The following is a 14,744-nucleotide window of genomic DNA, read 5'->3' as shown; positions in this document are numbered from 1 at the left end:
AAGCAGGTTGAATAGAAATGAATAAACTAAGAAGCGATTTTTTATGGGGTGGCGCAGTCGCTGCTCACCAATTGGAAGGCGGCTATCGTGCGGGTGGAAAAGGCGTGAGTGTCGCTGATGTCATGACTGTCGGAGGCAACGGAATTCCTCGCCGAATCACGGAAGGGATCCAACCGGGCGAAAGCTATCCCAATCATGAAGCGATCGATTTTTATCATCGGTATCCTGAAGACATCAAGCTTTTTGCCGAATTAGGGTTGAAGTGCTTCCGAACATCGATTGCCTGGACCCGTATTTTTCCAAAGGGGGATGAGCGCGAGCCGAATGAGGAAGGCCTGGCCTTTTATGATCAATTATTCGATGAGTGTTTACGCTATGGCATTGAGCCAGTCATTACCCTGTCTCACTTTGAAATGCCTTATCATTTAGTGACCGAATACGGAGGTTGGCGTAACCGTAAGTTGATCGATTTGTTTGTCCGCTTTGCAGAAGTTTGTTTTACGCGCTATCAAAAGAAAGTGAAGTATTGGATGACCTTCAATGAAATCAATAATCAAGCAAACTATAAAGAAGATTTTGCGCCATTTACCAATTCTGGTCTGTTCTTTACGGAAGGAGAAGACCGAGAAAAAGTCATGTACCAAGCAGCTCATTACGAGCTCGTTGCCAGTGCAAAAGCGGTGGCGCTAGGACATGCGATCAATCCTGCGTTTCAAATCGGATCGATGATCGCGATGTGCCCAATCTATCCGTATTCTTGCGATCCCAAAGACATGATGGCAGCCGCGGTGGCCATGCAACGGCGCTATTGGTTTTCAGATGTTCATGCCCGTGGGCACTATCCGAGTTATATGCGCAGCTATTTTGAAAGAAAACAATTTGATTTAGATATCACCCCTGAAGATGAAGCAGCTTTGGCAAAAGGTTGTGTTGACTACATTGGTTTTAGCTACTATATGTCTTTTGCGATCAAAGGCAAGGAGAATGATCCAACCTATGACTATGATGAGAGCCAAGATCTGGTGGACAATCCTTATGTCGATGCTTCTGAATGGGGCTGGCAGATTGATCCCGTAGGCTTGCGCTATGCCATGAACTGGTTTAACGAACGCTACGAATTGCCGCTTTTCATTGTAGAAAATGGCTTTGGTGCGGTGGATACGGTGGAAGAGGATGGACAGATTCACGATGACTACCGTATTGACTACCTAAAAGCCCATATCGAAATGATGAAAGAAGCAGTAGCTTATGATGGCGTCGACTTATTAGGTTATACACCGTGGGGCATCATTGACTTGGTTTCTGCGGGGACAGGGGAAATGAAGAAACGCTATGGTGTGATCTATGTGGACAAAGACAATGAAGGAAATGGAACCCTTGCTCGTCGGAAGAAAGATTCATTTGCATGGTATCAGCAAGTGATTGCGTCCAATGGCACGAAGGTCTAAAGAAAAAAACGTTACGCAAAATTTCTGCGTAGCGTTTTTTCTTTAGGGCATTTGGATATAGCCGTAATGAAGCAATAACTGAATAATAATAACTAAAGTGTTCATTCCCACATGGGTGATCATGGAAGTCCAAATACTGCCGGTCAAAGCATAAAGCCCGGAAAAGAACAGTCCTAAGAAAATATAGACTAAGAGATGATTGTCATTGTGGGCAAAGGCAAAGGCTACGGCGCTGACCACTACACCAACCCAAACATTGCTGTATTTCCCAATGATGCCAACTAAGGCTCTGCGGAAGACAAATTCCTCCATAATTGGCCCACCGACCATTGCTGCGAGAGCAAAGAGTGGGTTTTGCACCACGATGGCAATGATGTTTTCGGTATTTTGCGAAGCGCTGACTTCTCCGAAAAAGGATTCGATAAAGATGGCTAGATTTTGCAACAAAATCGCTGCGACAATGCCGGTTAGCCCGTAAATAAGAATCGCTGAGACTTTGGTTTTTTTGTGTTCAAACGATAGCGGTTCTGTTTGTTTGAAATACAAGAAAAACATGATCGCTGCACCAGCTAAGTAACCGATCGTTGTTGCTGCTACTTGATGTCCGCTAGGGACGAAGGCGATCGGTAGAAAAAAGACGATGCCGTAAGTAAGAATCGTGGACAAAGAATATTTTGATAAAGACATAGTTGTTTCCTCACACTCCTTTGCTTCATTATAGACTAGGTTACTTCTAGAAACAAAAAATCCTACTATATTTATCAATCAATTAGAAATGCAAAAAAAATTTAGCAAAAGGCTTGCAAAAATTTGGGAAAATGAGTAATATTGAAACTGTAAGTTAGCACTCGATACAAGAGAGTGCTAATGCTAAATTCTATAACATTCATTGGAGGGATTTATCGTGTTAAGACCATTAGGTGATCGTGTGATTATCGAAGTCGCAAAAGAAGAAGAAAAAACTGTAGGCGGAATCGTGCTTGCATCAGCAGCAAAAGAAAAACCACAAACGGGTACCGTTATTGCAGTCGGCGAAGGACGCACGCTCGAAAACGGTGAAAAAGCTCCTGTTGCTGTCAACGTTGGCGAACAAGTAATGTTCGAAAAATACGCTGGCACAGAAGTGAAATATGAAGGAACAGAATATTTGATCGTTGCTGCAAAAGATATCATTGCAGTAGTAGAATAAGAAAAATAAAAAATACTTGAGGTGATGAAATCATGGCAAAAGAAATCAAATTTGCAGAAGACGCACGCGCTGCAATGCTTCGTGGGGTAGATAAATTAGCAGATACAGTAAAAGTAACCTTAGGCCCTAAAGGTCGTAACGTGGTTTTAGAAAAATCTTACGGTTCACCATTGATCACAAATGACGGTGTAACGATCGCGAAAGAAATCGAATTAGAAGATCATTTTGAAAACATGGGCGCAAAACTTGTTTCTGAAGTCGCTTCAAAAACAAACGATATCGCTGGTGACGGAACAACGACTGCTACGTTATTGACACAAGCAATCGTTCGTGAAGGATTGAAAAATGTCACCGCTGGTGCGAACCCATTAGGTATTCGTCGTGGGATCGAAATGGCAACAAAAGTGGCTGTAGAAGAGCTACACAACATTTCATCAATCGTTGATTCAAAAGAAGCAATCGCACAAGTTGGTGCTGTTTCTTCTGGTAGTGAAAAAGTTGGTCAATACATCGCTGATGCAATGGAAAAAGTCGGCAATGACGGTGTTATCACTATTGAAGAATCAAAAGGGATCGAAACAGAATTAGATGTTGTGGAAGGAATGCAATTTGATCGTGGTTACTTATCACAATACATGGTAACTGACAACGATAAAATGGAAGCAGCGTTAGAAAATCCATACATCTTGATCACTGACAAAAAAATCTCTAACATCCAAGATATCTTGCCATTGTTAGAACAAATCTTACAACAATCAAAACCATTATTGATCATCGCTGATGACGTTGATGGCGAAGCATTACCAACACTTGTATTGAACAAAATCCGTGGAACATTCAATGTTGTTGCAGTGAAAGCACCAGGATTTGGTGACCGTCGTAAAGCAATGCTAGAAGACATTGCGATCTTAACTGGTGGTACAGTGATCACTGAAGACTTAGGTCTTGAGCTGAAAGATGCAACCATCGATAACTTAGGTCAAGCAAGCAAAGTGGTTGTGGATAAAGACAACACAACAATCGTTGAAGGTGCTGGTGAAAAAGAAGCAATTGACGCACGCGTTCAATTGATCAAAAACCAAATCGCTGATACAACTTCTGACTTTGACCGTGAAAAACTACAAGAACGCTTAGCAAAACTTGCTGGTGGGGTTGCTGTGATCAAAGTTGGGGCACCAACTGAAACTGAATTGAAAGAATTGAAATTACGTATTGAAGATGCATTGAATGCAACACGTGCCGCTGTTGAAGAAGGCATGGTCTCAGGTGGGGGAACTGCCTTAGTGAATGTCATCAACAAAGTTGCAGAAATCGAAACAGATGGCGATGCAGCAACAGGTGTCAAAATCGTTTTACGTGCCTTAGAAGAACCAGTTCGTCAAATTGCTGAAAATGCAGGCTACGAAGGTTCAGTGATCATCGACAAATTGAAAAACGCTGACTTAGGCGTTGGTTTCAATGCAGCAACTGGCGAATGGGTAAACATGCTAGAAGCTGGGATCGTTGACCCAACAAAAGTGACGCGTTCTGCATTACAAAACGCAGCTTCTGTTGCCGCATTATTGTTAACAACTGAAGCAGTCGTTGCCGACAAACCAGAACCAGCAGCGCCAGCAGCTCCTGCAATGGACCCGTCAATGGGTATGGGCGGCATGATGTAAGCAAGCCTTGAGAACTCCTCTTTTGAGGGGTTCTTTTTTTGTGCGATCTAAAAATACTTCAACACAGAAAAAGACAAAAAACCTTTCTTCTTAGTATTCTAAGCACCAAAGAATTGGTTCATTGCTTGAATAAAAGGAGAAAGGATTGGTAGATATAAGCTATCTATTTGTCTTGTAAAGGCAGCGAGTTTTGTAAGGAACGTCAATCACAACCGTTCCCAAAATCCCTGCGCAAAACCAGTAATAAATTCGTAGAGAGCCGGCAGTATCACCGAAATACATAAGACGACAAAGACCATTTTCTGAACAGCAGTTAATTGTTGGAGGAAATGGTTTTTTGTGAACAATAAATACGCGATACAGATAACGGCAAGCAGCTGCAATAGATCAAATAAAATGGACAAGAAAATCACCTTTTCTGATTAGATTGAATGGACGATAGAATGATGGATTCTCTCAACATAGAGCAAAGCGTTGAATGATATGGTTCTGAGAAAGCGTGAAGATCAACGTTTATAAAGAAACGGTATTTCGACGCCAAAGAATGCGAAGATCCCGCTTAAAAGAAAGTAAGTCAATAAGCCTAGATAAAAAAGGACTTTCCAATTCAATTTCTTTTTCATTCGATCCACTCCTTTTGTGTATCATAGCATAAAAAAACGATAATATAAATAAATAATCCAAAGATGCAAATTTGCATTTTTTAGCAAGTGTAAGCTCTCTCAAGCTACATTTTCGCTATCTTGAAAAACCTGAGCTAAAATAGAATTAGGAACAAAATCATGGCTCACTTTGATTTTTAAATGAACAACGAGTCGAAAGAAGGAGACATTTCTTTGAAAAAACCATGGATAAAACGCAAAAAGAAACAAAACGAAAATGAATTATTAACGGAACAGTCCGTTCAAGTCGAGCAAAGTCAAATAGGAGAAGAGTTGCAAGAAGAAGCGGAGTTTACTTCTTTTTTTGCGGATGTCATGAAGCGAATGCCGAAAAAATCGGCTGCCCTGGTGATGAAAGGCTATGACGGATCAAAAGCCCAGGCGGAAAAAGTGTTAGCGAAAAGCAAGGATCAATTTGATCAGGTATTTGAGGAGTTTTTGGTTGGCGTAGATGATGAAACGCGAAAAAAAGCCCACCGCACGATCCATGCGGCTTCTTTGACGGCGGCGATCATCGGCTGTTCACCGATTCCCTTTTCAGATGCAGTGTTACTTGTGCCAGTTCAAATGACGATGATGGCCCGTTTGTATCGTATTTTTGGGCGAACATGGCGTGAAGGGTTAGCGAAAAGCATTTCGAAAGAGCTAGTCGTTGTGAGTTTTGGTCGCAGTGCCGTTGGCAATATCTTGAAATTTGTCCCAGCAGTCGGCACCGTTGCTGGAGCTGCAATCAATGCCAGTGTGGCTAGCGGTATTACCGAAGCATTAGGCTGGGTGACGGTCAAGATGCTGAATGATGGGGAAGATGTGTTTGAGCAAGTGATGTCCTTTAAAGGCCAATTTCACACGCTGTTCAATGCGTTGAAAGTTGGCAAGAAATCTAAGTGAGACAAACAGAAGAAGAACAAAGCAGGTCCAGACGACTTGCTTTTGTTGCTTCTTTTTCTTCACAGCAAATAAAAAAAATTTAAGGAGTGAGTAAAATGAAACAACGAGTGACACGGGAAGAAGTCAAAGAACGGTTGGTCACCGATGCGTATTTTCAAAAAGGTCGTTCCGCTTTAAAGACCCGCCAAACGATTTTGACGATTCTTGCTTGGCTGATGGTCTTGGTTCCCTTTGTCTGGCTGGCCATTCCGTTGACGCTGCCGAATCTGGCGGATCGGATCGCCTTTCGGACCTATTTAGAAGAAGCAGTCACTTTCGAATTTCTAGCGTTATTTTTAGGCATTTCTTTTTTGATTTTAGTTCTTACGTTTACTTTATTAACTTTGAGGAACAACCGCCGCTTCAAACGATTGCTTCAAAAGCAATCGATGCATGATGAAGCTGACTTGGAAAAACGCAAAGAGTTGCTAGAAGCATTTTACGAAGAACGCTTCGGGACGAAAGAAGAACGCCACGGGGCAAAATACTACGCAGTTGCACCGGAGCAAAACATCGGAGAAACGGAGATTCAAGAACTTTTCCGTAGAAATGGGGTGGGCTGATGGTTGTCAATTTTGATACTGGGTTCCCATGGTTGGATACATTTTTAACAGTCGTTTTGATGATTCTCTTCACGTATCCAATTTTAGGTGGCTTTGCTTGGTTCATCGGGGTGATCTGCAATCGTTTTTTGTTCCGTTATCGACAATTAGAGTGGATACCGATCCCCGAAGAGATCGAGCCGATGATCACGATTATGGTACCAGCTCACAATGAAGAAATCGTTATTGAAGACACGATTCATTATTTAATGAACAATCTGAACTACAGCAATTATGAGGTGTTGGTGACTGATGATGGCTCAACGGATCAAACTCCTGTGATACTAGACCGATTGATGGAACAGTACCCAAACCTAAGAGTGTTGCGCATCGAAAAAAAACAAGGAAAAGCCCATGCCTTTAATATTGGGGTAGGGTTTGCCAAAGGGGAATTGATCTTGAGCAACGATGCAGATACGGTTCCTGAACCTGATGCGTTATGGAAATATGTCAATTATTTCATTCGCCAAGACTCCATCAATATCTCTGCCATTACGGCGAATATGGATGTTCAAAATCGCACAACGATCGTAGGGAAATCACAAACCGTTGAATTTTCAAGTATCGTAGGGATTATCAAACGGACCCAGCAAGCCGTTTTCGGCGTCATCTATGCCTATAGCGGTGCCAATACGATGTATCGCCGCGCGGCATTGATGGACGTGGGTCTGTTTCGACAAAATCGAGCCACAGAAGACATCAGTATTGCCTGGGACCACCAATTCCGAGGTTGGCTGTCTTTATTTGCTTCACGAGTGATGTTTTTCATGGAGGTGCCAGAAACACTCAAGATGCTCTACCGACAACGGAAACGCTGGGCGAAGGGCGGTACAGAAGTATGGCTGACCAACTTTAAAAAGGTCTTTTTGCATCCTTTTGAAAACATTGGTCGAACCGCTATGTTTGTCGATCAAACATTAAGTATCATATGGTCATTCTTTTTCTGGCTTTCATCTGCCTTGTTTGTCTTCTATCTGATCTATTATGGTGCAACTGGGAATTACGAACGGATCTATCATATGTTTACGATGGCCTTTCTCTTCGTTTGTCTCGAGATGATTGCGGGGGTGATGCAGCTATTTACCAGCCTCCTGGCGGATGATAACCGCAGCAAGCTGAAGTATTTCCGTTTTGCCCCTTTTTACATGCTGTTTTACTGGATGATCAATGCCATAACGATCGTCACTACCTTTATTCCAGCCGTCAAAACCATCCTTGGATACGGCAGCGGCGTTTGGGTCAGTCCAGAGCGAACGGCGAAAAAAACCGAAGAATCTTAACGAATACACCTTCCCTGGATAATAAAAAACAAGTCTGAGTTTTCTTCAGACTTATTTTTTTGCCATTAAGGTTCAGAAAGATAGTAAATCTCACGATTTTGGTATGGATAACGAGTTTGCGAAAATTCGAAGGGTCGTCCGTCGGAGAGACGAGCAACTTGTTCTAATTCTAAGATCGGATCATTCGGATCGACTTCTAAATGTTTGATATCATAGGAATCTGCTTTGTCGGCACGGATTTTACGTATGGCGGGACCTATTTTGAGATGTAAGGAATCAGTGATATATCGATAGATCGAGTGTTCAAGGATCGCCATATCAATATCGGGAATGGTTTTGATGGGCATGATCGTGTACTCCAATTCAAAGGGTTCGTTATCAACATAGCGCAGTCGTACGATATCATAAACAGGTTCGTTTTCTCGCAAGGACAAGTAATCCATTTCGTTGGCTTCTGGAAAACGTACATTGAAACTAATGATTTTACTTTGCACTTTATGCCGCCCGCCATATCGGTTGACTAGACCGATATACTAATTGATCTGTCCTTGGTAGGTCGCTGAATTGACATAGGTGCCATGACCTCTTTTGGTGGAAATCAGGCCTTCTTGCTTCAGTTGATTTAGCGCTTTTTGGATTGTCATTCGCGAGGTTTGAAATCGTTTGGCTAACGCCGTTTGTTCCGGTAGTTTTGATAAAGCAGGAAAAACTCCTTCATAAATATCCGTCCGCAACTGATCAACGATCTCTTTGTATTTTGTCATAGTCATCACTCCTTATGTAAAGAAATTCATGGACTTGAGTTTTGTTTGAAGGGGATAAAAACAAGGTCTATCACTAAAGAATCCGCTGAAATTCACATGTATAGAAAAAGCTTTACATATGTTTTTGAAAAATTTACATGCCTGTTTCACCTAATTATAATAGGTTTTGTAAGCGAATACAAATGATGGAGGAATCAATATGAAAAAATTTTACTGGGGAAACAGTGTCAGCAGTATGCAGACAGAAGGTGGTTGGAATGAAGGCGGTAAAAGCTTATCCGTTTATGATATACGGGAAGCTTCGGAACAGGCTAGCGATTGGCATGTAGCAAATGATAACTATCATGCGTATACAGAAGATTTTGATTATATGCAAGATTTGGGGATGAACATGTATCGTTTCCAAATTTCTTGGTCAAGGGTCGTTCACGATGGAGATGGTGCCTTTAATGAAGAAGGGATCGCCTATTACGATCGTTTTATTGATGATCTGTTAGCTAGAGGGATCGAGCCTATGATTTGTTTGTACCATTTTGATATGCCTCTGCATCTGGCGAAAACCTATAACGGGTTCATCAGCAAAGAAGTGAAGGACGCATTCATTCGTTTTGGAAAAGAAATGGTGGATCGTTTTGCGGATAAAGTCCATTATTGGTTAACCTTTAACGAACAAAATCTTTTCCACCAAGACCATGGTTTTAAGATCAGCGGTTATTTAGAAGGGGAAGAAACGACAGAAGAATTGTATCAGATTTTCCACAATGTCATGGTTTGCCATGCAGAAATCTGTAATTATCTTCATGAAACAACAAATGCGAAGATCGGCGGCATGCTGGCGTATTCTGAGGCGTATCCAGCGACTTGTCGTCCACAAGACATCAAAGCAGCAAGAGAGTTTGATGAATTTGCGAACTTTACTTTATTAGATTGCTATGCGCACGGCAAGTATTCGGCAGCACAAGACCGATACGTGAAAAATCATCAACTCAATATGAATATTTTACCTGGGGAATTAGAAGCGATCGCAGCGCAGAAAAATGATTACATTGCCTTTAGCTATTATGCTTCTTCTACCTTGAATGCTGAAAAAATTCCTGAAGGAACGCCGCCGAATCGGTACATGACTTTTGGAAAACAAGACAATCCGTATATTAAAACGACGGAATGGAATTGGCAAATTGATCCGCTCGGCTTCCGTGATGTCTTAAATAAAGTCTATCAGCGGTACCGGTTGCCAGTGTTTCCGATTGAAAACGGGATTGGTGTCAGAGAGCATTGGGATGGCAAAGAACCGATTCAAGATGATTACCGTATTGCCTATCATCAAGAGCATATTCGAGCGATGTTTGAAGCGATGGTGGAAGATGGAGTGGTCTGTCTTGGGTATCTTGGTTGGGGGCTGATCGACATTTTGAGCTCGCAAGGTGATATGGAGAAACGATACGGACTCGTGTATGTCAATCGTGGCAACCATGAGTTGCGAGATATGAAACGTGTACCGAAAAAATCGTATGAATGGTTCAAAGAAGTGATCAAAACCAATGGTAGTACGATCTATACAAACCCATATACAGAATAGGAGGAACAAAAATGGCAGCAGAAAAGCGCACGTTTTTAGATAAATTTACAGAGTTTTCGGTCCGTCTCGGCAATCAGGTTCATCTCAAAAGTCTTCGTGATGCGTTTGCGACCTTAATGCCTGCCTTTATTATCGCAGGGATCGCTGTGTTGTTTAATAATGTCTTCTTTCCATGGTTTTTAGAAGGGGCTGCCTTGGCGCGAATGCAAGTGTTTGGCAATTCCATCACCAATGGAACATTGAATATCGCCGGTCTGCTGATCGCCCCGATGATCGCTTATTTTCTTTGCCGCAATAAAAACAATCCGAGCGCCATCAATGCAACCTTTGTGGCAACGACTTGCTTAGTGGTCATGTTGGCGATGGCTCATGCCGTGATGCCAGAAGGCGCTCAAGCAGAAGTGACCATCAGTGGTGTGATGCTATTTGACGATGTCGGGACCAAAGGGATGTTTTCTGGAATCATTTGTGGGTTAGTTGCCACGGAATTATTTATTCGACTGTCAGAAAACAAGCACCTAAAAATCAATTTAGGGGATCAAGTTCCTCCTGCCGTCAGCAAATCCTTCAGCACGTTGATCCCTGCTATTTTGGTGATTTCCTTCTTTGCCGTAGTTGCGACCGTGCTAGCAGCCTTTGATACCGACCTGATTCAAATCATTTCAACAGTGATCCAAGAACCACTGCGTTTATTGAACACATCGATTTTTGGGTTCTTGATCATCTATTCAACGGGCAATTTTCTGTTTACTTTAGGCATTCACCAAACCGTCATCAATGGCACCTTGTTAGATCCATTGCTGTTAGTCAATATGAATGAAAACATGCAAGCCGTGCAAGAAGGCGCTACGCCACCCAATATCTTAAATTCAGCATTCGTGACGGTTTTCGCACAACTAGGCGGGACTGGATTTACGATCAGCTTGATCATTGCAGTGCTCTTATTCGTCCGCAATTACCAACCTTTTCGGGATGTCGTCAATCTATCCCTAGCTCCGGGTATTTTTAATATCAACGAGCCAATCATCTTTGGTTTACCGATCGTCTTCAATTTACCCATGATCATTCCCTTCGTTGCAAGTCCAATTGTTGCGACGTTGATTGGCTACTTTGCTACCGCAGTAGGATTCATTGAGCCGCTTTCTGTGATGGTTCCTTGGACGACACCACCAATTCTTAGTGCATTGTTGGCATCAAAAGGGGATTTTAAAGTTGTTTTGGTTCAAGTGATCATCATCGTCGTCTGTGTAGCAATCTATTTTCCATTTCTAAAAATCGCTCAACGGGTTGCAATCAAATCTGCTGAATTGGAGCGGGCAGAATAAACAAAACAGGATGAATCCTATACTAGAGTGACCTACAAAAGTTAGAACAAAATTCTAATGTTTTGGGGGTCACTATTTTTTGAGGTGATTTTTTTACTAAGTTTCTATTTTGAACTTTAATTAAATGGTATACTATCCCAAAAGGAGCGACTATGAAACTTTCAGAAATGCAAAAAGCGATTTATCAAAACAAAATCGATCACCAATTCAATGTCACAAATATTGAAAAAGAGTTTTTGGCTTTATATGGTGAAGTAGGGGAAGCCTTTGACGCGTATCGGAAGCAACAAGAGGTAGGAGAAGAATTGGCGGATGTGGCGATTTATCTTCTTGGGTTAGCGGAAATCCTTTTCATCGATCTTGAAGCAGAGATTCATAAAAAAATGGCCGTCAACCAAAAGCGTCGTTATACGAGTTATGGCAATGGCTATGCCAAACGAATCGATAATTGATACACGCACAAAAACTAGTGGATTCCTCGAGTATAGGCCCTTACCGAAATAGAGATGGAAGCAGGAGATAGGATGGAAAAGAATGTAAGCATGCGTGAATTAACCACGGCGGATTTAGCAGAAGTCGTGGACCACTATATTGCCGTATTTTCAGCAGAACCATGGAATGACCAATTGACAGTGCCGCAAATCACCGACTATGTATCTTCAATGATGGCAATGAATACTTTTATTGGTTATCGACTAACAGACCGAGCATCGAATGAATTGATTGGTCTTTCATTAGGCTTTATCAAGCCCTGGTATCAAGGAAAAGAGTATGTGATCGATACCTTTTTAATTACTGGCACGCATCAAGGAAAAGGCCTTGGTTCCACTTTTTTAGAAAGGATCAAAGAGGATCTGCTCAAGAAAGAGATTCCAACGATCCTGTTAGATACCGAAGAAAGTATGCCAGCAGCGGATTTTTACAAAAAGAATGGCTTTAAACCGCTACCAGATAATGTGAGCTATTATTTATCTCTAGAATAATAATAGCTTGTCAATAAATAAAAAAGTCTGCGAAAAAATCGCAGGCTTTTTAGTTATGCACAGTTTCAACAGGTTTATCCACAATATGTTGTAGGAACATGTTTTCGCCTACTAAATATTGGGTGTGTGGTTTTTAGAAAAGGATTTCAAAGAGATTCTTATGGACCAATGAGCGTAAAAGTGAAAAAAGTACTGAACCGCTTATAGAATATAGCAAAATTTATCTAGATGAGAGGCTCTGTTGGTACCGATCATCTAATTTCTATCATCTTCGCGATAGGTCTTGCGATACTGTAGCGGCGTTAAACCAAATTTACGCTGAAATCTTTTGCTAAAGTAGCTCAAGTGATTGAAGCCAACGTGGTAGCAGATGGTTGAGATCGGCTCATCCGTTTCGATCAATAGGTTTTTGGCTTGAGACAATCGATAATCAATCAGATAGTTGATTGGGGTCAATGTCGTGTATTGCCGAAAAAGGGCGGTACAAGTACGTGTATTGATGGCAGCAGCTTTAGCGATCGCAGGAACCGTTAATGGTTCTTGATAATGCTCATGGACAAATGCCAGCATTAAGTAGATAGTTTCTTTCTTTGGTGAAGCAGGTCTTGCAGCCATTAGCTGTGAAAGGGCAGCTAAAAACAATTCATAGAGAGTAAATCGTTGTTCAATAAGCAGAGGCAGACGCACGGTTTGAACAAATGCTTGGTGTTGGGCGGTTAAGGTTAAGCGCCGATAGCTGCGGGTGCGATCGTGGACTAATTGTTCGATCGCTTCTTTAAAAACAGGGTCAGCAATAAAGCCTGAAGAAAAATCAAAGCAGCAATATCGGACGTTTTGTGAAGCTAAAACAGCACCATGGAGTACACGGCTATTAATAATGATCGCCTCATTCTTGCTTAGCAAAATTTGCTCGTCGTCTATCGTATACACGAAGCTACCTTCTTCGACCCATACAATTTGCAGCTCGTCGTGCCAATGCAGAGGCAATTGGTCGCCACGCCTTTGTTGCAAGCAACGTTGATAAATTGCGAAGGAGCGATTTGTAGTTGTATGTTTGGTCGTTTCTTCGTTTTCTTCTGTGCGTTCAAAGTACATACCGCACCACCTTTTTACAGAATAGTGTTAAAAACAATCAGGATATTGACAAAAGTTCACTATCTGATTCGGTATAATACTAACAAAGTAAAGTGAAAGACAAAAGGTGTTTTTATGAAAAAAACAGTTGGGATTGTTTATGCTTGTTCAGCAGCAGCTTTGTGGGCAGTTTCTGGCATCGCTGGACAAATTTTATTTACGAAATATAGTATTACAGCAAATTGGCTCGTTTCAACACGATTGGTTCTTTCAGGGTGTTTGTTGCTGAGTATTGGGTTAAAGGATCGCGCCCGTTTGATTTCCCCATTTCGTGAGAAAAAGGACTTCATTCAGCTGCTCTTGTTTTCTTTCTTAGGCATGTTTCTCGTTCAATTTACCTACTTTAAAACGATTGAGCAAAGCAATGCTTCTTTTGCAACGATTATTCAATATACAGGACCTTTCTTTGTTTTACTCTATGCTGCGATAGCCAAAAGGCAGCTCCCCTCTTTAAAGACATGTTTCTGGTTACTGGTAACCTTACTTGGTGTGACGGCTGTGGCATCAAAAGGACAGATTGAGCAATTAGCGACTTCCCAATCTGCGCTAGGCTGGGGGTTAGCATCAGCGATATCACTAGCTTTTTATTCTATACAGCCGCGTAAACTCTTGCAAAAATATGGGAGTTTACCAATTGTCGGCTGGGGGATGTTGATTGGTGGAGGCTTGGCGAATGTGGTTCATCCAATGTGGCAGATTGATAGTCAACTGAACGTTCAAGTGATTCTTTATTTGCTGGTGGTCATTTTATTTGGAACAGCACTAGCGTATTTGATTTTTTTAACAAGTTTACGCTATTTATCCTCAACACTTGCAACAGTTTTAACGGCAGTTGAGCCATTGCTGGCTGCTTTCTTATCGATCATTGTTTTTCATGATCACTTCACAGTGGTGGAGATACTAGGATTTATGGCAGTCATAGGGAGCATCATGTGTTTACAAAAAAAATTGTGAAAAAGACGAGATTCGCCAAAATCGGTGAAGTCTCGTCTTTTTTATAAATCAACAGAAAAAGAAAACGCAGGAGTCTACGCTTTCTTTTTCTGTTCTTCTTTTTTCTTGTCTGTGGTCGGTACGGAATCTAGGGCTTTTTTGAAAATCTCTTCTTTTTTCGTTTTATAGTTATGTTGTCGTTCAGCATAAATTTTTTCTTTCGTCTTTGTTTTCATACTCGGTCACCTCTTCCTTTT

15 protein-coding genes and 1 pseudogene are annotated in these 14,744 nt (G+C 41.6%); 11 read left to right on the top strand and 5 right to left on the bottom strand.

Translation table 11 applies throughout. The features are described 5' to 3' along the window. The first annotated feature begins 17 nt into the window (after nucleotides 1-17). Entirely contained in the window at nucleotides 18-1,448 is a 1,431-nt protein-coding gene (locus ACI3E5_RS13590; protein WP_010747612.1) for a 6-phospho-beta-glucosidase, read from the top strand. 42 nt (nucleotides 1,449-1,490) lie between these two features. Here ACI3E5_RS13590 and ACI3E5_RS13585 read toward each other — a convergent pair whose 3' ends face one another. Beyond that, entirely contained in the window at nucleotides 1,491-2,135 is a 645-nt protein-coding gene (locus ACI3E5_RS13585; RefSeq protein WP_005225290.1) for a CPBP family intramembrane glutamic endopeptidase, read from the bottom strand. Nucleotides 2,136-2,352: 217 nt separating this feature from the next. Between ACI3E5_RS13585 and groES the strand changes: the two genes are divergently transcribed. Both groES and groL read left to right on the top strand, forming a co-directional pair. After that, nucleotides 2,353-2,637 (top strand): co-chaperone GroES, encoded by a 285-nt coding sequence (gene groES, locus ACI3E5_RS13580; protein ID WP_005225291.1) that lies wholly within the window; start codon nucleotides 2,353-2,355, stop codon nucleotides 2,635-2,637. A gap of 32 nt (nucleotides 2,638-2,669) precedes the next feature. Continuing rightward, a complete protein-coding gene (gene groL / locus ACI3E5_RS13575; RefSeq protein ID WP_005237384.1) occupies nucleotides 2,670-4,298 on the top strand; it encodes a chaperonin GroEL in 1,629 nt (542 codons plus the stop codon). Between the two features lie 206 nt (nucleotides 4,299-4,504). Here the strand turns inward: groL and ACI3E5_RS13570 are convergent, their stop codons facing one another. Continuing rightward, complete coding sequence (locus ACI3E5_RS13570) at nucleotides 4,505-4,711, bottom strand: hypothetical protein (protein WP_231435116.1); 207 nt, start codon at nucleotides 4,709-4,711, stop codon at nucleotides 4,505-4,507. Nucleotides 4,712-5,101: 390 nt separating this feature from the next. On the opposite strand from ACI3E5_RS13570, the gene ACI3E5_RS13565 reads away from it, so the two are divergent. The 3 genes from ACI3E5_RS13565 to ACI3E5_RS13555 all read left to right on the top strand — a co-directional run bounded on the left by ACI3E5_RS13565 (nucleotide 5,102) and on the right by ACI3E5_RS13555 (nucleotide 7,769). Continuing rightward, entirely contained in the window at nucleotides 5,102-5,848 is a 747-nt protein-coding gene (locus tag ACI3E5_RS13565; protein ID WP_498855879.1) for a YcjF family protein, read from the top strand. A gap of 95 nt (nucleotides 5,849-5,943) precedes the next feature. After that, the gene (locus tag ACI3E5_RS13560) at nucleotides 5,944-6,450 is read left to right on the top strand and encodes a hypothetical protein (protein ID WP_231473121.1); all 507 of its coding nucleotides are present in this window, start codon (nucleotides 5,944-5,946) and stop codon (nucleotides 6,448-6,450) included. Further along, complete coding sequence (locus tag ACI3E5_RS13555; protein WP_428219846.1) at nucleotides 6,450-7,769, top strand: glycosyltransferase family 2 protein; 1,320 nt, start codon at nucleotides 6,450-6,452, stop codon at nucleotides 7,767-7,769. The genes ACI3E5_RS13560 and ACI3E5_RS13555 overlap by 1 nt, the downstream gene beginning before the upstream one ends. 65 nt (nucleotides 7,770-7,834) lie before the next feature. Here the strand turns inward: ACI3E5_RS13555 and ACI3E5_RS13550 are convergent. Next, nucleotides 7,835-8,533 (bottom strand): annotated as a pseudogene (locus ACI3E5_RS13550) (GntR family transcriptional regulator). A 199-nt stretch (nucleotides 8,534-8,732) separates the two neighbouring features. Between ACI3E5_RS13550 and ACI3E5_RS13545 the strand changes: the two are divergent. The 4 genes from ACI3E5_RS13545 (at nucleotide 8,733) to ACI3E5_RS13530 (ending at nucleotide 12,420) form a co-directional block, all read left to right on the top strand. After that, nucleotides 8,733-10,112: a glycoside hydrolase family 1 protein gene (locus tag ACI3E5_RS13545; protein ID WP_074932468.1), complete on the top strand. Its 1,380-nt coding sequence runs from the start codon at nucleotides 8,733-8,735 to the stop codon at nucleotides 10,110-10,112. Nucleotides 10,113-10,123: 11 nt separating this feature from the next. Continuing rightward, nucleotides 10,124-11,437 (top strand): PTS sugar transporter subunit IIC, encoded by a 1,314-nt coding sequence (locus ACI3E5_RS13540; protein ID WP_016620624.1) that lies wholly within the window; start codon nucleotides 10,124-10,126, stop codon nucleotides 11,435-11,437. A gap of 152 nt (nucleotides 11,438-11,589) precedes the next feature. Next, the gene (locus ACI3E5_RS13535; RefSeq protein WP_121262073.1) at nucleotides 11,590-11,889 is read left to right on the top strand and encodes a MazG-like family protein; all 300 of its coding nucleotides are present in this window, start codon (nucleotides 11,590-11,592) and stop codon (nucleotides 11,887-11,889) included. Nucleotides 11,890-11,961: 72 nt separating this feature from the next. Beyond that, on the top strand, nucleotides 11,962-12,420 hold the full coding sequence (locus ACI3E5_RS13530) for a GNAT family N-acetyltransferase (RefSeq protein ID WP_005225310.1): 459 nt from the start codon (nucleotides 11,962-11,964) through the stop codon (nucleotides 12,418-12,420). Nucleotides 12,421-12,675: 255 nt separating this feature from the next. Here the strand turns inward: ACI3E5_RS13530 and ACI3E5_RS13525 are convergent, their stop codons facing one another. Then, complete coding sequence (locus ACI3E5_RS13525; RefSeq protein WP_060792893.1) at nucleotides 12,676-13,515, bottom strand: AraC family transcriptional regulator; 840 nt, start codon at nucleotides 13,513-13,515, stop codon at nucleotides 12,676-12,678. Between the two features lie 114 nt (nucleotides 13,516-13,629). On the opposite strand from ACI3E5_RS13525, the gene ACI3E5_RS13520 reads away from it, so the two are divergent. Beyond that, complete coding sequence (locus ACI3E5_RS13520; RefSeq protein ID WP_121262071.1) at nucleotides 13,630-14,508, top strand: DMT family transporter; 879 nt, start codon at nucleotides 13,630-13,632, stop codon at nucleotides 14,506-14,508. A gap of 74 nt (nucleotides 14,509-14,582) precedes the next feature. On the opposite strand, the gene ACI3E5_RS13515 is transcribed toward ACI3E5_RS13520, so the two are convergent. Next, complete coding sequence (locus ACI3E5_RS13515) at nucleotides 14,583-14,723, bottom strand: hypothetical protein (protein ID WP_498821915.1); 141 nt, start codon at nucleotides 14,721-14,723, stop codon at nucleotides 14,583-14,585. Nucleotides 14,724-14,744: the final 21 nt, after the last annotated feature.

The organism is Candidatus Enterococcus avicola, from assembly GCF_047470845.1.
In the GTDB taxonomy this organism is placed as follows: Bacteria; Bacillota; Bacilli; order Lactobacillales; family Enterococcaceae; genus Enterococcus_D; species Enterococcus_D casseliflavus.
Note: the sequence above shows the minus strand (reverse complement) of the source record. Positions and strands in the feature narration are given on the sequence as shown.